We start from the raw sequence: 20,430 nt of genomic DNA, 5'->3' as shown, positions 1-20,430 counted from the left end.
CCTCCATTTTTGTTTCCATCAAGTTGCGCAACGGTGAATTTAATTTACCGGAGCCAACAATTCAAAAACTTTAAGTACCGATTGTATATCCGGCTGGCCCGGGCCATTCAGGCATTTATAGCCTTCCTCGTGCGCCAGTTCTTCTGCAGAAACAGCTTTAAAACCCATAGACCAATCGGTAAAATAACGCTTTTCTATCGCGCCTTCCTTTAAAACAACGGCCTCTTTATGCCGGTTGTCTTTACGGATGGTTTGGTACAATTGCTGCACCTCTTTTTGTCCGCCTTCAATCAGTTGGATAAATATACCGTTCAGATAAAGCAGCATCCCGGTAACAGCCTGTCTTTTGTTCTTTTCGCGCGCTTGCTGCAACAATGCTTTTAAAGCTTGCCCATTTGTCTGCAAAGCATAACTGGTATAAATTAAAAAATACATTTTTTATGGATTGTTTCCTTTTCCTCTTAATGCAATGCCGGGTTTAAATAATTATCGTGCAAAAAGTTTTAAAGCATTGCGCCGGCGTTTTCACTCTTCGGCATACGGCCGGGCGGCAATTAAAGTTTTATCAATTTTTGCTTACGCGATGTTGAGGTTGTATAAATATTTGTTGGTTTCCGATGCTTCTTTTACCACCTAAAAATTGGCAAGTTTACTATGGGTTGGTAAACAAGTAAAAATTTTTTGCCTTTTAAATTCCCTATTGCTAAATAACAAATCAATAAAATACGTTATGGTTATAAACAAAAACCCACCAAACCTGTAGTTAAATATTAACTCAAACGATAAAAAACCATGAACAGTAAAGCAGCATTACAAGGGGTTTTAGCAGGAATAGCTGGTGTTGCCGCAATGACCGTGGCAGAAAAACTGGAACAATTGATTACGAAAAGGCCAAACTCTTATATGCCTGCCCATACTTTAGAACGCTTGCTTGGCCTTCCCACCAAACTCGATAATGAGGCAATGAACTGGGCGATGCACTGGGGGCAAGGGATTTTGCTGGGCGCAGTCAGAGGTTTGATGGCAGAAAAAGGGATCAGGGGCCCGGTAGGTTCGTTCCTGTTTATGAACCTGCGTTTACTAAACGACCAAACGCTGGAAAATGCAACCGGTGCCGGTTCTTTGCCCTGGACCTGGCCGAAAGATGAACAAGCTATTGATTTAATCCATAAAGGGATTTATGCTTTTGTAACCGGCGCCATTACAGATGCTTTGATTGCAGGCCCGAAATCTGCCCCAACTATCCGAAAAGGATGGACATTGGGCAAAAAGGCTTAGCCACAATTTGATCAGGATCAGCATTAACCTAATTAATGCAAGCTAAAAAATTGGTGTTTCATCAATTTAAAAAAGGAAACCCAATGATTTTTACACCGTAAAAGAAGCATCCCAACAAGTGCCTTTTTAAATTTACCCAATTGGGTTTAAATACTTCTTTTACCACCTAAAAATTGGTACATATTTGGTTTTTGATTTTATTTAAATTGATGCAGGCACCAATTTTTATAGTGTAAAAGAAGCATTGGCATCAAACCCGAGAATGCCAAAGAGCCTTGTATAAATTTTAACAGCCCTTAAAGCAAATATGATTTTGAAGAATACCAAAATTAAAAAGCACCGAACAGCTTTAATCGAAAACAAACAATTGTGACAGGAATTTGGGTGAAAATGAAATTTATTGAATTTTTCCTTCTGCCTGTAGTTTCGCTGCCGCTTCCATCATCATCATTCCACTAAGCTGCGTAGTAAGGTCAACACTCCCTGTTGGCTTTTGCGTCCAATCTGGCCCTGCCAGATATGCTGGTTTAGCAATACCTACCTTATATAAGTACAATACATTATTTTGCAGAAAAGCTGCGTATTTGGTGCTATTTGCAGCGTCTAAACCAGAAAGTTCTGTAAGCACAGTTAAGTACCTTACCTCAATGCCTTTAAACAGGCCGCCGTCTCCCTGGCCTTCGCTTTTTAGCACGCCGCCCGATACTATACGGGAATCTGTGATGGCATTGTTTGCTGTAAGCACGGCATCGGCAAGATAAGTTGGATCTTTGGTTGCGTTGTACAATTCTATGGCTGCCCCAATAAAAGCCCCTTGGTTATAGGTGTAAATATTTTTGTCTAAAGTGTTTGTCCCGTTGCTGTTAATGCCATCATACACTACACCTGTTGCAGGATCTACCAGAGTAACTTTCATCCAGGAATATAAACTTTTGGCCAAAGTCAGGTCATTGACGTTGTTTTGCAGTTCGTACATACGGGCAGCCAGGATAATGCCATTGGTGGTAGATGGGGAATTTTTATAATTAAGCTGAGTTTTGCGCCATGCAATGCCTCCGCCCTGGCTGGTATTAGAACCGGTTTTTATATCGGTGTATAGAATTTGCGCTGTATTCAAATAATCGGCATCATTAGTAGCCGCATAAGCCCGCAAACAGGCATTGGCCATCCAGCCCATATCATCGTAATAATCATTTGGATATACACCACCATTGGTGGCTTTTAAGCCGGTTAGCAAAGCTTTCATGCGCTGCGGATATACCGTATTCTTGGTACGCAGGTAAGCATCGGTAAGCACATCCAGCATATGCGCCTGTGGCCAGTAGTTGAAGTTGGTATTGCCGGTATTGTTTTGAACGTAATAATTCCCGTTAGCCGAGAGGTAAGTGCTGTAAGTTTTATTCTGCATAGAATCTGCAACGGCAGCATACGCATTGGCTATAGGTGTGGTTGTACCACCAGTACCGGTGCCAGGGTTTATGGGTGCTGGCGAATTGCTTCCTTTAGAGCAGGAGCTTAAAATTGCTATAGTTAACAGCATATATCTGGCCAGCCGACAACTAAAATTATTGATTTTCATAAAAGCCTGTTTAAATTTATGTTTGAAAAAATGACAATGCTTCTTTTACCCTATAAAAATTAGTGCTATGCACCATTCATTTTTAAAAAGGATAAGAAGGTCAAGGTTTTAATGGGATAAAAGAAGCATGAAAATAGGTTAAACCAAATTTAAACAGGCCCTAAAATCGAATTAAAGTTAACGGGTTGCTACCTATAGCAGCAACCCGTTAAATGATTATTTTATGGTAACGGTATTATTGTAGTTAGCTATGGCCGGACTAAAATTCACATTGACAGTGCAATTTTTATTATTGGTAGCCGGAAGCAGCTTAAAGCAATAATTAAATTGTGAATTGTCTACAGGGTACATATAAAAGTAAGAGGGAAGCGTAGTACTGTTCGGATCAGGATTGTCTGGATTTTTGCTCCCGTACCACTCTAATGATTGCTTCCCGGAGGCATCTGCTACCATAAACTGATATTTGTAGCGGCTATCCAAACCGTAGGATTGCTGCGGGATAACGATGGTCGTATTGGTTTCCCACTGGCTGTTTCCTACATAAGGCAGCATAAACGTAATTTTACCTAAGGGCGCAGACCAAAAACCCACAGAAAGGATTTGAGTAAGTGTTGCGGAAGCGGTAGTGAGGTCAATGGATATCCGGTAAACAGCTTTATTCCCGGTTACGGTGGTACTGCCGTTCAATTGAACAGAAGTACCATTTTGTACGGAATAAACGGTGGACGTTCCGCTGTTTTTATCTACCAGCGTATAAGTGCCAGGTTGCAGTGAGGTATATAGTTCGAAAACACCATCCGTTACTTTTTTCATGGCGATTGCTTTGGTAACATCAGCACCAGCTTCTGTAGCCGTTCCGGTAAGGTACAAAGCGGCTGGCAGCACAGCAAAACCGGCAGGCCTGTTGATCTGGATAATGCGGCTGCTTGTGCTCAATTGCTTATTGGCTACTTTAGAAACAATTACTGTCCATTTCAATGTACCGGTGCTGGAAGAAGCTATCCCAGCCGTAAAGGCTATCGTGTTCAATAATTTCTGAGAAATGGTTGCCTGTGTTTGTACGCCAGAGCCATTAGAAAGCACCTTGTAAATCGGGTTGCTAAAATCACCGGTAGGTTTATCAAAAGCTATTTCGTACAATACCAGATCTTGGGTTGAACTGGCATCCCATTGAAACACAATACCCGAACTGGATTTAGGGTCCAGACTAAAACTGGCCTGGTCTGCGGGTAAATTTAGTTTGCTTACAGGTGCAACATTGGCATCGAGCACATGGACATCTTTTTTACAGGAGGTAAAAGCAATAGCCCCAAACAGGAGCATCATACTTATCATGAATATTTTTCTCATTTTATTTCAAAAATTTTTAATCGGTAAATTAATAGCCCGGATTTTGGGTGAGACTGGCATCTTTCTGCAAATCGTTATAAGGAATAGGCCACAAATAATTTTTGGCTGGATCAAAATGGCGTAATTGAGCCCTGATATAACCGTTATCTACCGTTGGATCGCCACTAAATTTAGCACCATGCGCATAGCCATTCAATACAATTTCAGAAAGCTTCCAACGGTTGATATCTTCAGTACGGATACCTTCCATGGCAAGCTCTACCCTGCGCTCCCTCCTGATGATGTTGGTCATATCCGCATTGCCGGGATAGTTTAGTGCATTGGCATCGGTAAAGCCAGCACGCTGGCGCAGCAGTATGATTGTTTTGTTCCAAACGGTGGCATTCATTTGCCCCAGGCTGTTTTCTGCTTCTGCATAATCCAGTAATACTTCTGCCCAACGGATCAGGTGCAGGTTTAAGCCTGAAGCTAAAGCAGGCAAATGGTTCGGATCAAAATACTTGTGCCAGTAATAACCTGTAGAAGAAACGGATTCAACAGCCGGCCTGTACTCGTTCGGGCGGTTAGAATTAGGATCGGTGCCTGGTTTAATATAAATGGTTTGGGTAGTGCCGTCGGGATTTAGAAACTTATATTGATCATATACAATAGTAGCTGTAAGCCTTGGGTCGCGGTTTATATAAGGGTTACTTTCGTTGTAGCCAGATGTAGGGTCAGTAATAGGTTTACCATTTAGCATCAGGCAATCGTTTACCAGCTCCTGGGTTGGTGCCATGCCATTATCACGGGCACCTGCTGATATCGGGGCAAAATCATAATAATCACCCCAGGTCCTGCCTGTGATCCCTCCCTGATATTGTAGTGCCAGTACGGTTTCTGTATTGTTTTTATTTACTGCGGTATTGCTGAACAAGCTGTTATAATCGCTAACCAATGCGTAATTGCCGTAAGTGCCCGGGTTGTTCATCAGCTTTTCGCAAATGGTTACAACATCGGCCATCCGGTTTCCCTGGTACAGCAGCACGCGGGCTTCCAACGCCAAAGCAGCTCCATTGGTAATACGGCCGTTATCGGCAGATGAATATTGATCTTTTGAAGGCAGTACGGCAGCACAAGCCTCCAGTTCGCTGGTAATAAAGTTAAGCACGGTTGCTTTACTTACACGAGATTGTGTTTTAGATTCATCAGCAGTAATTATCGTCGTAATTAGCGGTACATCGCCCCAATGGGTCATCAGGTAGAAGTAATGAAATGCCCTGATAAAGCGTACCTCTGCTTTCATCCTTGTAATAGTGGCTGCGTCTAATGTTTTATTTTGATCAACATTGCCTAAAAACAGGTTGCATGAGTTGATGCCTGAATAATGGAAGTTCCAATCGTTCAAAAATTTATCCAACTGAGAATTGTATGACCCGGAAGCAACAGCAGTTACATTTCCTGTTGGACCGCCTCCCGGTGCATAGGCATTATCAGACATGGCATCATTGGAAAAATAAAGGCCAGAATTGTACATACCACTGTAATTGTTGTTCAGGGCGTTGTTAACGTTGAGGCTGGTTGTGTAAAAGTTCAACTCTGTAAACGTATTGGTAGGAGCCAGATCGAGCTTTTTACAACTGCTGGCAACAGTAGCTGCCAATGTTAGAAAAAGTAATTTTTTAAAATATTTCATTTTGATATTTTTTAATGATCAAGAACAGGTTTAAATTTTGTTCAGCATATTTTTGATGCTTCTTTTACCATATAAAAATCAGTGAGGCTTTCTATGTTTTCTACAGCTCCCTCTCCTGTTGGTGAGGGTTGGGGTGAGGCTACAAACACAAATTTTTATGTGGTAAAAGAAGCATTGTTATTTTTTAATACAAATTTAAAGGGATCCTAAAAAGTTATATCTAAACCTGCTCCATAAAATACAGGCAGCGGATAGCTGCGGCCGCTATTAGAGCTGGTAAAGCTTACATTATTGTTAAACTCAGTGTTTTCGGGGTCTATAAATTTTAGTTTAGTTAAAGTGTACAGGTTTTGGCCGCTTAAAGATATTCTCAGTTTTTGAATGCCTACCCGTTTGGTTAAGGCAGAGGGCAGCGTATAACCGATATTTACATTTTTTAGCCTTGCATAAGCAGCATTAAAACTATAAATATCCGATCCATCACGCCAGTTGTTGGTATTAGAGTCAGAACCAATTACCGCAAGGCGAGGATATTTAGCTCCCGGATTGGAAGGTGACCAAAAGTCGGTTTGGTTTTCGAACAAGGTGTTGCCATAGTTGTAATGGAAAGGTTCTACCAGTTCGCCCCTGATAAATTCAGTCCGTTTGCCCACTCCCTGTACAAATACAGACAGGTCAAACCCTTTAACCGCTAACCGGTAGGTAAAACCAAAGGTATATTGAGGAAAAGGATTACCGAGGGGAACCATATCCTTTTGGTCAATTACACCGTCTTTGTTCTGATCTACATATTTCAAATCGCCGGGCGCAAGGTTAAGGCCTGATGGTTTGGCAGAACCCTGAACTTCGGCTGTGGTTTGAAATATACCGGCAATCTTGTAGCCATAATATTGGGTAATGGGCTGGCCTACCTGCCGCAGCAAAGAGTATTCGCCTAAACCCTGGATTTGTTGGTTTGAGCCATAACTTAAAGCCAGAAGTTTATTGCTGTTGTTGGCCACATTTAAGCTGAAACTCTGGGTAACCGACGAGTTACTTCTTAAATTGTAAGTTACAATAGCTTCCCAGCCTTTGTTCCCAACCTTTGAAATATTATAATTGGGTAACCCGGCACCAAACAATGCAGGAATATCAGTGCGGCCGGCCAAAATATTGCTGGTGGTTTTATTAAAATAATCAACAGATGCAACCAATTTATTGTTGAAAAAGCCGGCATCTACACCTAAATTTAAAGTAGTAGCTTTTTCCCAGGTTAAATTTGAGTTTCCTAAAGCATAACCAGCTCCGCTAACTGCCGAATTATTAAACGCATAAGCATTAGGATAAGAGGAATAACGGGTTTGATATTGGTAAGCGTTTACATTTTGGTTGCCCAATGTACCGTATGAAGCCCTAAATTTTAAAGTATTAATTGTGTTGGCTACAGATTTCATAAATGATTCTTCCGAAATTAGCCATGAACCCGCTACTGACGGGAAAAAAGCCGCCCGGTGGCCTGCTGCAAATTTAGATGACCAATCCTCCCTGAAATTACCCTCTATAAAATACCGATCTTTAAAAGAATAATTTACACGGCCGAAAAATGAATCTAAACTTGTTTCAAGCGTATTGCTGATAGTGTTATAGGAGTTACTCGGATCAAGTGTAGTACCGGTAGTAGGTGTACCCAGTTGCGGATCGGTATAGAGTTGCTGTACCTGGCTGACTTTTGAAGTATAAGATTCATTAGATACGCCCAAAAGCACCCTGAATTTATGGTCCTGTATCTGCTTGTTATACTCCGCTAAAAATTGCGGCGTTAAAAATAGGTTGTTTAAGTTGTTATTAAAAACTGCCCTATCCGAATTTGAGGTGCCGGATGGATAATCATAAACCTGTATCCTTCTGATGAATGTGCCTGCGTCAGTAATTGTTGCGCCGATAATACCAGTCAGCTTGATGTCTTTGGTAACGTTAAATTGCGCATTTAGCGAACCAAAAAATTCATCACCAGTGCTTAAGTTATAGCCGCCATTTTGAACGGTATTCAAAACATTAAATTCAGAAGCCACTTGATTGGTAAGGTAGCGCCCCTGCGCATCCTGCCAACTGTAATTGTACGGCACCCGATTGGCATCGGCAAAGATATTATTGTCGCCCGCTGTGTTGTATTTACTTTCGTTCCGGTTATAACTTAATATCATGTTTACCCGCAGCTTTCCAATATTGGTAGTTTGGTTCATACGCAGGTTATATTTATCATAACCATAATTGGAACCTGAACCGCCATTGCCTATGATGTTGCTCAACTGGTTCTGATAACCACCTGAAATAAAATAGGAACTGGTTGGGCCGCCACCGGTAATGGCAACGTTTTCAGATAAAAGTGGTGCATTGTGCAAAACATGGTTCACATCCCAGGTGCCGTTGCCCTGCGCCTGCAATTGTGCAATTTGGTCAGGGGTATAAGCCGGCGGCAAGCCGGAGTTCACCAATGATTCATTTTTATAATAAGCATTGTCCCAGCCATTTACTTTATGCAGCAATACATCAGCATGTTGTATGCCGTAGCTACTGTTAAAGGTGATCGTAGGTGCCTGGTTTAATTTACCGCCTTTAGTAGTTACTAAAATAACACCGTTGGCAGCCCTTGAACCGTAAATTGCAGCCGCACCGGCATCCTTTAAAACAGATACGCTGGCAATATCATTAGGGTTTAGGGTTTGAATATTGCCGCCGATAATACCATCAATAACAATTAGGGGTGAATTGTCGCCTGTGGTACTTACCCCCCGGATATTAATATTAGCCCCGCTGCCAGGCTCAAAATTAGTTTGCTGGATAATTAAATTGGGTGATTCTCCCTGCAAGGCTTGCAACGGATTTAAAACAGGTTTATTTTCAATGTCCTTTGAAGTTACCTGATCAACCGCACCAGTTAAAGAGAGGCGGTTTTGGGTGCCATAACCTACCACCACTACCTCATTTAATACCGTTTTGCTTTCCCGGAGCCTGATATCAAAGGAGGTTCTGCCTGTTACGGGAATTTCTTGTGTTACAAACCCGATAAAGCTCAGTTGAAGTATTGCGTTTTCATTAGCCACAGTTATAGAGAAGTTACCGTTTGCATCAGTAACTGCTGCGTTATGTGTGTTTTTCTCCAGTATGGTTACCCCTGGTAGCGGCTGCCCTATCGTATCTGTTACCCGGCCTCTGATGGGGATGACTGCTGCTATTTTACCCTCAGTTAATACAGGCTTGCGTGTAATTAAAATGGTGGTGTTTTCAATGGAGTAGGTAAGTGGCTGCTTGCTTAAACAAATATCCAGTGCTTGCCTCAAAGGCATGTTTGTTAGATTAACGGTTACCAGTTTGGCCAGCTTTAAATCTTCGGCCTTGTACAATATATCATAATTGGTTTGTGCCTGAATTTTACCAAAGACTTCTTTCAGTTTGGCTTGTTTAAAACTGAATGTAACTTCCTGGGCATAAGTTGCTGCAGCCACTTGCAAAGCAGTAGCGGTAAGCAGGATCATAATTAGCTTCATGATAAGCAACGGTTTATAAAGGCAGCGGGGCTGCTTGCCTATAATAAAAGCAGTAAAATTTTTATACATTTGAATGTTAGGTTAATTAGTAATTGGTTGTATAGCTGCAAAAAGTTACGGTTGCCCAACTGAGGGCCTCCGGGCCACATTAGCCAGGGGTGCTGCGAACACCTCTGGCTTTTTTCCGGATAACCGTTGGTAAATAATGTTTATTTGGTCACGGTTATCCTCCTTCCTGTAATTAAAAAGTGAATATTCCCGATTTTTTCAAGGTAATGCAGTAACTCAACAATACTTTTTGACCGGTGAAAAGTCCCTCCGAACTTTTGATCATTAATAAGGCCATGATACTGCACATCGACATCGTACCATCGGGAAACCTTTTTCATAATATCGGCAATATTGTCTTCATCAAAAATAAAATAGCCATTTTTCCAAGCCATTACTTCATCAATTTTGGCTTCGGCTATGCTAATATAATCTGAGCCACGGCTGATGCTGGCTTGCTGACCGGGTTTAAGCAAGGAAGATGACTGGTTTTTGGTTACCTGAACAGCACCTTCCAGCAAAGTAGTTGAAGTTACTTCGTCATCCGGGTAAGCAGAAATATTAAAATGCGTGCCCAGCACCATAATTTGTCCGTTGGCTGTATTTACATAAAACGGTTTGCGGGCATCTTTGGCAACTTCAAAGTAAGCTTCCCCGATTAACTTTATCCGCCTTTCCTTACCGTTGAAAGCGGTAGGATAAGTGATGGAAGAAGCAGCATTAAGCCAAATCTTAGTTCCGTCGGCCAGTACCACCTGGTATTCTCCCCCTTTAGGGGTGGTTAAAGTATTATAGCTAACTTGTTGTATTGAGGAAAGCTGTTTTTGATCCCTTAAATTGTATACAATTTGTCCGCTATGTGTTTTAAGCACTTTAATATTGCCGCTCTTGGCAATTAACCCGTTTGCGGCTTGTTCCAATACAAGCACTTCACCGTTAGCCGTGGTTAGTGTGGCCTTGGTACTGCCGGGCAATATAACGGCAGTGTTTTCATGCTTTACATAGCGCTTGCCGACGACAGGCTGGCTAAACTGCCGGTTAAAAAAGATTAACCCGACAGTAAGAAAAATTAATAAAGATGCAGCCACTTTAAACCAAGTTTTGCGGTATAGTTTAACAGCCAAAGATTGGTTATCTGTTACATGAGCAGCAATGTTGGTATAGCGGGCATCCGAAGTAATTTGCTTCCATATATCCCTGGCCTGCATTGGCTTCAGCTCCGGCCCCTCATCTAACTTCAACAAGTCTTCTGAAATATAATCTTCTATCTTGCCAACATCTGCAGTTTTTAAATATTCTAACAGCTCCAAGCAATCGGCAGGGCTGATGGTATTATTAAAATAAGCATGCAACAAGCGTTTCAGCTTTGCCTCGTTCATGTTTTAATTGGTTTATATCGGCCCATGCCGGGAGATATATACAGAACACCGGGCTAAGCCGGTACGGCTAGTAAAAAGTAAAATATTTTTATGGCTTGCTTAAATTTAAATCAGGAAAATTCATAATGCTTCTTTTATGCCTATAAATTCTGTTTTTATAATGATACAAAAGTATGGGACTTGATAATTTTTAGGTGATAAAAGAAGCATGGGAAATAAGTTGAACAAAATTTAAACAAACTCTTATTTATAGAGATGCAAAAAAATCAAACAAATAAAATCGGCATATCTTAAATAAGATTTTAAAGTTTTTAACGCTTCTACCATATGGTTTTTTACGGTATTAGGTGAAATATGCAGCCGCTCTGCAATTTCCTTGTGAGTTAAGCCCTCTCTACGGCTCATTTTAAAAACCTGCTGCTGTTGCTTAGGTAATTTTTGCAGTATTTTCTCGGTAAACTGTTCCAGGTCGTGCGCTATCACCTGTTCTTCGGTTACATTTTGGATTTCTGCCATCCGGTCAGCAAGTTGTTCAAAGGTATGAGCAGATTGGTTGTGTTGGCGAAGTGTATTTATAGACAGGCGCTTGGCAATTACAAACAGGTACAGCCATAAATTGCCTTGCGGTTTCAATTGGCCTTTGGTAAGCCAAAGTTTTATAAACGTTTCCTGCACAATTTCTTCGCTCTGTGCCTGATTTTTTAAAAACCTAAAGGCAAGACGGTAAACCTTCTCCGCATACCACTTATAAACAGCGGCAAAAGCAGGCTCATCTCCTGCCATTAAACTAAGAATATCGCTGATATTAACAAAATCTTTGTTCACCTTGCAAAAAGTGGTTATATTGGTTTATTAAAGGTAATATGTTTATACCTGATGTGCAAAATCAACTGGAATTGATAGTTTGCCAAGTAAACAAAACCTGTTTTTCTATAGTGTAAAGATGATAACATTTTAATTATAAAACTTGTTCAGAAGTTAATCCCTGAAAATTGCATGCTTCTTTTAGCACTAAAAAATGAGTGTCCGGCCTTTCATCTCCTTAAAAAAAAGCTGCCCACTGATTTTTATGCCGTAAAAGAAGCATCATAACCGTAACCTTATTTCCTTAAAAAGCAGTATAAGTTGCCGTCTATCAAGCCCTAAAACCGAAACAACAAAAAACCGTTATGAATAATTTTAAAAAACAAAACCGCACGTCTTTGCTCAATGCCTTGCGCAAAGCTTTTTTTATTGCCAAAGAATCTCAAAAAACCAATAGCGCGCCCGTTGATGACCTGATTGAAGGACTGGTACAAAGCAGGCTGCAACGCAGAAAGTTTATTGCCGACCTGATGAAAACAGGCGTTGCAATCAGTGCCGCAGGCCTTTTAAGTGCCTGCAAAAAAGCGGTTGAGGTAACGCCTGCCGTCCCACTGCCAAATTTTTCGGCAAACCTTAGCCAGAGTCAATGTCAGCCTAAAACTGTAATTATAGGCGCAGGCATGGCGGGTTTAAACTGTGCGTACCAACTGAAAAAGGCAGGCCGTTTTGCCACTGTTTACGAAGGTTCAAAACGGGTTGGCGGCAGAATTTTTTCTAAAAGCAATATCTTGGCACCGGATATTTACACGGAATTGGGCGGGGAATTTATTGATTCGGGGCATGAAGACATGCTTCAACTGTGCAGCGAGTTTGGCCTTTCTTTATTAGATACCCGTTCTGCAACAGAGGAAAAATTTGCAAGGGACAGCTTTTTTATAGACGGAAGGTTTTATGCTGAAAAAGAAGTGATCAAAGCGTTTTTGCCTTATGCTTCCAGGATTGATGCCGATATAAATTCGTTGCCCGATGAAATCACTTATGACGACAATGATGCCGCCTCGAAGCGTTTTGACCGGATGAGTATCAAAGAATATTTGGATGCTATCGGCATGACCGGGTTTATCCGCAAAGGGATAGAAGTGGCTTACTTAACCGAATACGGACTGGAGACAGACGTACAATCTGCTATCAATTTTTTATTCCTGTTTAATCCTGATACTTCCAACGGGTTTGAAATTTTTGGCGAAAGCGACGAGCGTTACAAAATTGCAGGCGGAAACCAAACTTTAACCAATAAACTTTACGCCCAGGTTAAAGACCAGGTTTACACGGAAAATGTGCTGGTAAAAATAAAACAGGCCACAACAGGCTACACCTTGTATTTTTTAAATACAAATAATTCGGTAACAACGGTCAATGCCGATGTCGTGGTTTGTACTGTCCCTTTTAGTGTTTTAAGAAACATTGAACTGGATGTGTCCTTGCCAAAATGGAAATTAGAGGCGATAAAAAACGTAGGGTATGGCACCAATTCAAAACTGTTGCTGGGTTTTGACAGCAGGGTGTGGCGCAAATATCAATACAGCGGTTACGCCTTTACCAACAATGCCATCCAAACCGGATGGGACAATAGCCAGGCACAACCTGGTAAAAACGGCGGTTATACGGTATTTCAAGGCGGAAACGAAGGCTTACAATTGGGAAACGGAACGCCGGAATCCCAGGCACCAAAATTTGTTGACCAGTTAGAACAAATGTGGCCAGGCTGTAAAAAGGCATTTAACGGCAATGTAAAAAGGATGCACTGGCCAACTTACCCTTTTACGCTTGGCAGTTATTCTTGCTATAAAGTTGGGCAATATACCAGTATCCGCGGGGCGGAAAGAAAAGCCATTGGCAACCTGCACTTTGCCGGAGAACATTGCAGCCTTAACTTCCAGGGCTACATGAACGGCGCAGCGGAAACCGGACGAATGGCCGCCGAAGAAATCCTGGCAAAAACCCAAGTACAAACTGAACGGCTTGTTTCAAATTTACCTAAATAGTTTTCATGCTTCTTTTACCGCCTAAAAGTTGGTGGCATCCGTTTTTTGATTTTTCAGGTTGCTGCACAACACCAATTTTTATGTGCTAAAAGAAGCGTGGCCAATAACTTTGCCGCTTACCTTTGCGCAATTTGCTATACCAATTATGGAAAACAACCTGCAGCAGCTTTACGGCAATATAGACATTTACCTGTTTGACCAGTTGTTGAAAGGACGCTTTGACAATGTTAAAAAAGTGCTGGACGCAGGCTGCGGCAGCGGCCGAAACCTGATTTATTTTTTAAGGAACGGGTTTGAAGTTTACGGGGTTGACCTGGATCCGGAAGCGATAGCAGCCGTACAAAACTTGTCGCGAAGCCTGGCGCCAAACAACCCTTTAACAAACTTCAGCATTGCAGCAGCCGAAGAACTACCATTTGAGGCCGGTTTTTTCGACTTGGTTATTTGCAGCGCGGTGCTTCATTTTGCCAGGAACGAAAACCATTTCGACCAAATGCTCCGCGCAATTTGGCGGGCAACTAAACCCGGCGGTTACTTGTTTGCCCGGCTGGCTTCTGATATTGGCATCGAAACTTTGGTACAGGGCTTGGGCAACGGCTGTTATTTGTTGCCCGATGGCTCCGAACGTTTTTTGGTAAATGAGCAACTCCTGCTGAACTACACTAACGAGCTGAACGGCTTGCTTTTTGAACCCATCAAAACAACCAACGTTCAGGGCTTGCGCTGTATGACGACCTGGTGCATGCAAAAGCAGTAAGTTTCATTTCTGCAAAAACCCGGATCAGACTCTGCTCCTATTTCTCAGCTGCCAAAGGATAGCCTTTGCTGCTCCAGTCTGTTTTTAAATTAACCGGCAAATCAAGCACTTTGATGTTGGCAAAGCCTTGTTTTTGCAAAGCGGTAAAGGCAGGCCGAATGTTTGGGCATTTGCCGAACGGGCAGCAGCCGCAGTAAATTACGACGGGTGTGTTTTTAGGCAGATCACGGATGGCATTGTTTAGCTTTTGCCTATTTTCTGCCTTGCTCACGGCACCGATGTGTTTTGCGCCTTTGATATCGCCCACCGCGCCAATATTTAATAGCAGCGGTTTTTCCGCTTTAGCATCATCAATCATAGCAGCTAAAGCGGCTGGCTCCATTACCTGTTTTTCTGTCCAGGGGTTGCTTACGCCCAAAGTTGGCATTGGTGCCGGGGAAGTTTGTGCTTTAACCCTTTGGCAGATAAAGGTTGAAACAAGGCCAATTAAAACGAAGGTCTTTACTAATTTTTGCATGATAAAAGAAGCATTAGGTTGATTTATTAAATTACAGATATTAAAGGGTTTTCGTCAACTTTTTTTAGCCAGCCAAAAGGTGAAACTAAGTTTTCCGAAAGCTGGTGTTCCGTTAAAAGCTGCTCAAATTCCGCTGCACTTTCTTCTTCAACAGCAACCAATAAACCGCCGCTGGTTTGCGGGTCGGCTAAAATTTGTTTTTGATGATCGGTCAACGAACTCACTTTGTGGCCATAACTGCCCCAATTGCGCTGCATTCCTCCGGGGATGCAACCTTGTACGAGGTAATAAGGCAAAGAAGAAATCACTGGAACTTTATCAAACTCAATTACTGCTGACAACTCGCTTCCTTCACACATTTCAGAAAGATGGCCTAAAAGGCCAAAGCCGGTTACATCCGTCATCGCTTTTACACCGTTTAATCCCGCAAAAACTTCCCCCAATTTATTCAGCGTAACCATACTTTTTAGGGCGATGGCTGCATCTTCAGGCAATAGTATTCCTCGTTTTTGGGCGGTAGATAAAATGCCTACGCCTAAAGCTTTGGTTAAATACAGTTTGCAGCCTGCGGTTGCCGTGGAATTTTGTTTAAGCTGATTGATGTTGACCAAGCCATTTACAGCCAAGCCAAAAACCGGTTCCGGGCAATCAATGCTGTGGCCGCCCGCCAGCGTAATGCCTGCTTCGGCACAAATTGCCCTTGCCCCTTGCAGCACCTGTTGTGCAGTTTCGGCAGGAAGCTTATCTATCGGCCAGCCCAAAATAGCGATTGCCAAAACCGGTTTTCCGCCCATGGCATATACATCGCTAATGGCATTGGCCGAAGCAATCCGCCCAAAATCGAATGCATCGTCCACAATCGGCATAAAAAAATCAGTGGTCGAAATCAGCGCCGTGCCGTTGCCCAAATCAAAAACCGCGGCATCGTCGCGTTTATCATTGCCAACTAATAATCGTGCATCCGGCGGGGCAGCAACCGGGCTATGCAGTATCTGATCCAAAATGGCCGGGCTTATTTTGCAACCGCAACCGGCACCATGCGAGTATTGGGTCAGTTTTACTTCTTTTATATCCATTTTTTTATTGTGCGCTTTGTGCATCACCGGCCAAACTGCCTGCAAAGTTTAAAATACTTTTTGCCTGGGCAAGTACATCGGCATCTTCTATTTCAAGCGGAAAAACATTTTCTTTGTTTCTTTTAGATAACCCAACCTTGTAAGTTTTATCGTAATAAATCAGCACGAGTTTTATAAAATCTTCCATCCGGTCTTCTTTGATGGCTGCAATGGCATCACGGGTTTGCTCTGGCCCCAGCCGTTTCCCGATGCGCTGCGTGCATTCGATCAAAAACACTTTATCCAGCCGGCCATATTCCTTGGCCAGGTTGCCGGTTCGCTGCATCAAAGCGACTTTCATTTCAATTAAAGCCGATTGGCGCATTTGGTGCCAAAAAGGATTGGGAATGAAACGTTTACCGATGGTCAGGCTTTCGTCTTCCACCCAAATTTTGCGGTTTTTATTTAGTTGAGACAAGGCAAAAGCCAGGTCGTTTTCAAACTGTTCCTGCGTGGGCTGGATCAATTTCCCCAACGTTCCGTAAGATGAGCCCTGGTGCTGTGCCAGTTCTTCCAGGTCAATTATTTGTTCGCCCAGAGCTTTAAAGTGTTGCAGGATTTTTGTTTTGCCCGAACCCGTCATGCCGCCCAAAACGCAAAGTTCGTATGGCGTTTCAAACTGTTTTAAGGCCCATCTCCGGTAGTTTTTATATCCGCCGGTAATCAGGTAAACCTCAAAACCGTAAAGATTAAGTGCCCAGGCCATGGCACCGCTCCGCATCCCGCCGCGCCAGCAATGCACCGCTATTTTTTTCTGCGGAGCCATTTCTAACGCCGTTCTGATAAAGCCCGACCACTTATTGCCCGTTAAATCAAAGCCTAAAAGGATGGCTTCTTCGCGGCTGCCCTGTTTGTAAGTGGTGCCAACTTTTACACGCTCTTCGTTGCTAAACAACGGCAGGTTAAAAGCGCCCGGAACATGGCCCTGCAAAAACTCAGCGGGCGTGCGTACATCAGCCAAAGGCACAGGCTCCGGCAGCCGGACAAAATCTTCTACCGAAATCGGATGGGTCATAACGGTTATGTTAAGGTTAACAGGTTATAAATGTAACACGTTTAATAATCATTGTGCTTCTTTTATGCCTGTAAATTTGGTGACCATATCTGATATGCTATCACCAATGAACCATCAACCAAAAGCTTTACCAATTTTATGCGGTAAAAGAAGCATCGAAAATAAGCAACAAGTAAACAAGATCCGCATTACAAATTGTACCTCCACAGATGGCATTACCAGCAAACCACTACCCGCATATCGAACTGCAATATCAAAAAGCCAAAAGCCGGAAGGCTGGGAAAACGGCGGCAACATTTTGGGTGATAAAACTTTGAACGAAAACATGCTGCCACTAAAGTTGGTCAGCGGGAAGTAGCGGTAATTTTATTTTTTCGCCAGGTTAAAGACTTCTGATTGTCCTCGAAAAGCAAATCAGGATATTGCAGCCAAGCTTCCATCCGCCCGACCATTTTTTGCAACTGTATTTTATCTAATTGGCTAATGGCCGTTTTTGAACCATTCAAGTGGCGGTACCAAACATCCTGAAAAAGCCAGTCTAATATAATCCGGTTAAAGCAATGGTTATACCGTACCGGCTTTGTAAATGATGCCGGCAGTATTTCGTTTAACAATTGTTTGTAGCGGCCGGTTAAAAAAATTTGGTCTTCCATAAGTTGAATCAAACATTCTGCTCATACAAACGCCCGGGAGCGGCAATTTATTTAAGGACTTTTTTTTAAATCTGATTATCAAGGTTTCTAATGCTTCTTTTATCGCCTAAAAATTGACAAGTGTTTGGTTTTTCGATTTGATTAGGACGATTAAAACACCAAAATTTATAGGGTAAAAGAAGCATTGTAATTTTTTCCGGTACAAATTTAAACAAGCCCTCATCATACCAAATGGCAGCCGGTCAGTTTCTGTCTGTTCGTTAACAGAATAGAAACCTTAATTTTGAATTTCAGATTATTTTTTTTGTAGTTTCAGTTATGGCAATACACATTGGTTGTAAACTTAAAAATATTAAATGGCTTTGGCTAGCTTTTAGTTTTTTGGGGATTTTATGGACGGACTCATCCAAAGCAACTACCAAAGCAGACAGTTTACAGCAAGTTTTGAACCGGGAACTCGGCAACAAGGCATTGTATGACCAAAGCCGGATGACCGAAATAAAAAAAATAAAAAAAGGGCTTTTGGCAAACTTCTCCTCGCTGAGTAGCCGCTATGATAATTATGAAAAATTATTCAACGCCTACAAATCTTTTATCCACGATTCTGCCTATGTGTACTGCAAGAAGCTAAACGAATCGGCTTATTTGCTAAAAGACCTTAATAAAATAAATTATTCTAAAGTGCAGATGGGGTTTGTTTTGGTATCGGCAGGTTTGTTTAAAGAAGGCCTGGATACTTTAAACGCCGTTGACCCTAAACATTTAAACGCCCGGCAACGCGCAGACTTTTTGTTTTTGAAAGCAAGAAGCTATTTTGACATGGCCGATTTTAACCGGATAAGCGACTATTACGTGAAGTACAACTTAACAGGGCTGCAATACTGTGATTCGGTGATTAAAAACAGCGGGCAAAACTCCTACCAGTCTTTATCCGCAATCGGGCTGAAATCAATACGCAAGGCCGACTTCCGGTCGGCCCTGGCAGCTTATACCAAAATACTCAAAATCCATCAATCTTATCAAGACAGCGCGGTCAACTTAAGCAGTTTAAGTTATACTTATTTTAGGTTGAAGCAGCCCCAGCCCGCCTTATCGGCATTGTTAAATGCAGCCATCATAGATAATGCACATTCTATAAAAGAATCGGTTGCGCTAACTGAGCTTGCCAATTACTATTTTAAAGAGGGAAACACCCAACTGGCGTATAATTATATCAACAATGCCATAACAGACGCCAACTTTTATGGCGCCAGGCACCGCGAGGCCAGGATCAGCAGCATACTGCCCGTGATCGAAAGCGAGCGGATCAACAGTATCGAGAAACAAAAACGGTCCCTGGTCATCTTTGCTTCTATCATCAGCTTCCTGATCATCATCGTGATCGTTTTTTCGGTCATCACCTTAAAACAGCTTAAAAAACTGCGTATGGCAGACCAGGTGATTTTTGATAAAAACATTGATTTAAATGCCACAAACGAAGCCCTTACCCAGGCAAACCAGGCTTTGGATGTTGCAAACCGGTCTTTAACCAGCATGAACGGCAAACTGGACGAGGCCAACATGATCAAGGATGAATACATCGGTTATTTTTTTAACGTGCACTCCAGCTATATTGAAAAAATTGACCGGCTGAAGCGGTTTATCGAAAAAGTGATGAAAGAAAAACGGTACGATGAAGTGCTGCCGTTTTTAAACAAATTAAACATCGGTTTAGAGCGCGAAAGCTTGTCGAACAGCTTTGACCGGGTTTTTCTCAACCTGTTCCCCAATTTTATTGAAGATTTTAATACTTTGTTTGATGCCGAACACCAGGTGCACTTGCATGACAACCAACTGCTTAACACAGAACTTCGCATTTTTGCACTCATCAGGCTGGGTATTGATGACAATGAAACGATAGCCAAAATTTTAAACTACTCGGTCAATACGATCTATACTTACAAAACGAAAGTAAAAAACAGGTCTTTTTTACCAAATGATGAGTTTGAAGATCGGGTGATCGCCATAAAAGCTGTCAAAGAATAAGTTAGCTTACCCTAATTTAAATTGTATGTTTTTGGGGCTGATTTTAAATGTTACCACAATCATTCCCAAAATGCGAATGCTTCTTTTACTATTACCTGGCAGCACCTGCATATGCTTACACAGCGATGCGAAACCACTTACCGCTTGGAGCTTTCGCATTATTGCAGTAAGTACGGGGTAGAGCACTTAAACGTGTACCAGCTTTGCCAGGAGTACCATTTAACCCGCGAACAATTGTATTTCCACCTCAGCCTGTAAACCTGCCGGTTCCGGCCGCTGATAACCCATGCCCTTTTGCTTTGCCGAAGGGCATTTTTTGTTTCCGTGCTTTTTTTAAGGGGATAAAATAAGGGAAGCGGTTTGGCCGGCAAAAACCAAAACAGATAACTGAAATCGGTTGCGGAAAAAGCTGGTGGTGCTTAGTCGGCAAGGGCGGGCGGAAGCAGCTACTGGCAAAACCAAAACGAACCGCCAAAAACCTGCTCCGAAAAGCCGGAAACCTGAAAGGAAAAGGCAGGATACTTTAAGTAAAAGCCAAAGTACTTAAAGGAAAAGCCAGGATACTTCAAAGAAACCGCAAAATACTTAAAGGAAAAGCCAAAATACAAAGACGAAAGCCCGGAATACTTAAAGGAATGGCCAGGATACCTAAAGGAAACAGCAGGA

Annotated in this window: 17 protein-coding genes; 6 read left to right on the top strand and 11 right to left on the bottom strand. The window is 42.2% G+C overall.

The window, feature by feature from the left end:
- Positions 1-39: 39 nt before the first annotated feature.
- On the bottom strand, positions 40-435 hold the full coding sequence (locus Q0192_RS03320) for a BLUF domain-containing protein (RefSeq protein ID WP_299286045.1): 396 nt from the start codon (positions 433-435) through the stop codon (positions 40-42).
- Between the two features lie 357 nt (positions 436-792).
- On the opposite strand from Q0192_RS03320, the gene Q0192_RS03315 reads away from it, so the two are divergent.
- Positions 793-1,278 (top strand): hypothetical protein, encoded by a 486-nt coding sequence (locus tag Q0192_RS03315; RefSeq protein WP_299286042.1) that lies wholly within the window; start codon positions 793-795, stop codon positions 1,276-1,278.
- A 397-nt stretch (positions 1,279-1,675) separates the two neighbouring features.
- On the opposite strand, the gene Q0192_RS03310 is transcribed toward Q0192_RS03315, so the two are convergent.
- The 6 genes from Q0192_RS03310 to Q0192_RS03285 form a co-directional block, all read right to left on the bottom strand.
- A complete protein-coding gene (locus Q0192_RS03310; RefSeq protein WP_299286039.1) occupies positions 1,676-2,857 on the bottom strand; it encodes a glycoside hydrolase family 76 protein in 1,182 nt (393 codons plus the stop codon).
- 216 nt (positions 2,858-3,073) lie between these two features.
- On the bottom strand, positions 3,074-4,207 hold the full coding sequence (locus Q0192_RS03305; protein ID WP_299286036.1) for a SusE domain-containing protein: 1,134 nt from the start codon (positions 4,205-4,207) through the stop codon (positions 3,074-3,076).
- A gap of 28 nt (positions 4,208-4,235) precedes the next feature.
- Complete coding sequence (locus Q0192_RS03300) at positions 4,236-5,879, bottom strand: RagB/SusD family nutrient uptake outer membrane protein (RefSeq protein WP_299286033.1); 1,644 nt, start codon at positions 5,877-5,879, stop codon at positions 4,236-4,238.
- Positions 5,880-6,085: 206 nt separating this feature from the next.
- A complete protein-coding gene (locus Q0192_RS03295; protein WP_299286030.1) occupies positions 6,086-9,406 on the bottom strand; it encodes a TonB-dependent receptor in 3,321 nt (1,106 codons plus the stop codon).
- A 209-nt stretch (positions 9,407-9,615) separates the two neighbouring features.
- Positions 9,616-10,833: a FecR family protein gene (locus tag Q0192_RS03290; RefSeq protein WP_299286027.1), complete on the bottom strand. Its 1,218-nt coding sequence runs from the start codon at positions 10,831-10,833 to the stop codon at positions 9,616-9,618.
- A 243-nt stretch (positions 10,834-11,076) separates the two neighbouring features.
- Complete coding sequence (locus Q0192_RS03285) at positions 11,077-11,658, bottom strand: RNA polymerase sigma-70 factor (protein ID WP_299286024.1); 582 nt, start codon at positions 11,656-11,658, stop codon at positions 11,077-11,079.
- Between the two features lie 344 nt (positions 11,659-12,002).
- Between Q0192_RS03285 and Q0192_RS03280 the strand changes: the two genes are divergently transcribed.
- The gene (locus Q0192_RS03280; RefSeq protein WP_299286021.1) at positions 12,003-13,682 is read left to right on the top strand and encodes an FAD-dependent oxidoreductase; all 1,680 of its coding nucleotides are present in this window, start codon (positions 12,003-12,005) and stop codon (positions 13,680-13,682) included.
- Positions 13,683-13,827: 145 nt separating this feature from the next.
- Complete coding sequence (locus Q0192_RS03275; RefSeq protein WP_299286018.1) at positions 13,828-14,439, top strand: class I SAM-dependent methyltransferase; 612 nt, start codon at positions 13,828-13,830, stop codon at positions 14,437-14,439.
- A gap of 37 nt (positions 14,440-14,476) precedes the next feature.
- Here the strand turns inward: Q0192_RS03275 and Q0192_RS03270 are convergent, their stop codons facing one another.
- The 3 genes from Q0192_RS03270 to mnmH are packed head-to-tail and all read right to left on the bottom strand — an operon-like array spanning position 14,477 to position 17,086.
- Complete coding sequence (locus Q0192_RS03270) at positions 14,477-14,956, bottom strand: rhodanese-like domain-containing protein (protein ID WP_299286015.1); 480 nt, start codon at positions 14,954-14,956, stop codon at positions 14,477-14,479.
- 26 nt (positions 14,957-14,982) lie between these two features.
- On the bottom strand, positions 14,983-16,032 hold the full coding sequence (selD, locus tag Q0192_RS03265; RefSeq protein WP_299286012.1) for a selenide, water dikinase SelD: 1,050 nt from the start codon (positions 16,030-16,032) through the stop codon (positions 14,983-14,985).
- A 4-nt stretch (positions 16,033-16,036) separates the two neighbouring features.
- Positions 16,037-17,086: a tRNA 2-selenouridine(34) synthase MnmH gene (gene mnmH / locus Q0192_RS03260; protein ID WP_299286009.1), complete on the bottom strand. Its 1,050-nt coding sequence runs from the start codon at positions 17,084-17,086 to the stop codon at positions 16,037-16,039.
- A gap of 106 nt (positions 17,087-17,192) precedes the next feature.
- On the opposite strand from mnmH, the gene Q0192_RS03255 reads away from it, so the two are divergent.
- A complete protein-coding gene (locus Q0192_RS03255; protein WP_299286006.1) occupies positions 17,193-17,444 on the top strand; it encodes a hypothetical protein in 252 nt (83 codons plus the stop codon).
- On the opposite strand, the gene Q0192_RS03250 is transcribed toward Q0192_RS03255, so the two are convergent.
- On the bottom strand, positions 17,431-17,739 hold the full coding sequence (locus Q0192_RS03250) for a hypothetical protein (protein ID WP_299286003.1): 309 nt from the start codon (positions 17,737-17,739) through the stop codon (positions 17,431-17,433). The two genes, Q0192_RS03255 and Q0192_RS03250, sit on opposite strands and share 14 nt — an antisense overlap.
- Positions 17,740-18,057: 318 nt before the next feature.
- Between Q0192_RS03250 and Q0192_RS03245 the strand changes: the two genes are divergently transcribed.
- Both Q0192_RS03245 and Q0192_RS03240 read left to right on the top strand, forming a co-directional pair.
- Entirely contained in the window at positions 18,058-19,764 is a 1,707-nt protein-coding gene (locus tag Q0192_RS03245) for a DUF6377 domain-containing protein (RefSeq protein WP_299286000.1), read from the top strand.
- 111 nt (positions 19,765-19,875) lie between these two features.
- Complete coding sequence (locus Q0192_RS03240) at positions 19,876-20,022, top strand: hypothetical protein (protein WP_299285997.1); 147 nt, start codon at positions 19,876-19,878, stop codon at positions 20,020-20,022.
- The last annotated feature ends 408 nt before the right edge of the window (positions 20,023-20,430 follow it).

Source organism: uncultured Mucilaginibacter sp. (assembly GCF_937859865.1).
In the GTDB taxonomy this organism is placed as follows: Bacteria; Bacteroidota; Bacteroidia; order Sphingobacteriales; family Sphingobacteriaceae; genus Mucilaginibacter_A.
This window is presented reverse-complemented; position numbering and strand designations above follow the sequence as displayed.

Excerpts from the sequence above, each read along its gene's own strand:
- Q0192_RS03320 (WP_299286045.1), bottom strand. The coding sequence starts at position 435 with ATGTATTTTTTAATTTATACCAGTTATGCTTTGCAGACAAATGGGCAA.
- Q0192_RS03315 (WP_299286042.1), top strand. The coding sequence starts at position 793 with ATGAACAGTAAAGCAGCATTACAAGGGGTTTTAGCAGGAATAGCTGGT.
- Q0192_RS03310 (WP_299286039.1), bottom strand. The coding sequence starts at position 2,857 with ATGAAAATCAATAATTTTAGTTGTCGGCTGGCCAGATATATGCTGTTA.
- Q0192_RS03305 (WP_299286036.1), bottom strand. The coding sequence starts at position 4,207 with ATGAGAAAAATATTCATGATAAGTATGATGCTCCTGTTTGGGGCTATT.
- Q0192_RS03300 (WP_299286033.1), bottom strand. The coding sequence starts at position 5,879 with ATGAAATATTTTAAAAAATTACTTTTTCTAACATTGGCAGCTACTGTT.
- Q0192_RS03295 (WP_299286030.1), bottom strand. The coding sequence starts at position 9,406 with ATGAAGCTAATTATGATCCTGCTTACCGCTACTGCTTTGCAAGTGGCT.
- Q0192_RS03290 (WP_299286027.1), bottom strand. The coding sequence starts at position 10,833 with ATGAACGAGGCAAAGCTGAAACGCTTGTTGCATGCTTATTTTAATAAT.
- Q0192_RS03280 (WP_299286021.1), top strand. The coding sequence starts at position 12,003 with ATGAATAATTTTAAAAAACAAAACCGCACGTCTTTGCTCAATGCCTTG.
- Q0192_RS03275 (WP_299286018.1), top strand. The coding sequence starts at position 13,828 with ATGGAAAACAACCTGCAGCAGCTTTACGGCAATATAGACATTTACCTG.
- Q0192_RS03270 (WP_299286015.1), bottom strand. The coding sequence starts at position 14,956 with ATGCAAAAATTAGTAAAGACCTTCGTTTTAATTGGCCTTGTTTCAACC.
- selD (WP_299286012.1), bottom strand. The coding sequence starts at position 16,032 with ATGGATATAAAAGAAGTAAAACTGACCCAATACTCGCATGGTGCCGGT.
- mnmH (WP_299286009.1), bottom strand. The coding sequence starts at position 17,086 with ATGACCCATCCGATTTCGGTAGAAGATTTTGTCCGGCTGCCGGAGCCT.
- Q0192_RS03255 (WP_299286006.1), top strand. The coding sequence starts at position 17,193 with ATGAACCATCAACCAAAAGCTTTACCAATTTTATGCGGTAAAAGAAGC.
- Q0192_RS03250 (WP_299286003.1), bottom strand. The coding sequence starts at position 17,739 with ATGGAAGACCAAATTTTTTTAACCGGCCGCTACAAACAATTGTTAAAC.
- Q0192_RS03245 (WP_299286000.1), top strand. The coding sequence starts at position 18,058 with ATGGCAATACACATTGGTTGTAAACTTAAAAATATTAAATGGCTTTGG.
- Q0192_RS03240 (WP_299285997.1), top strand. The coding sequence starts at position 19,876 with ATGCTTACACAGCGATGCGAAACCACTTACCGCTTGGAGCTTTCGCAT.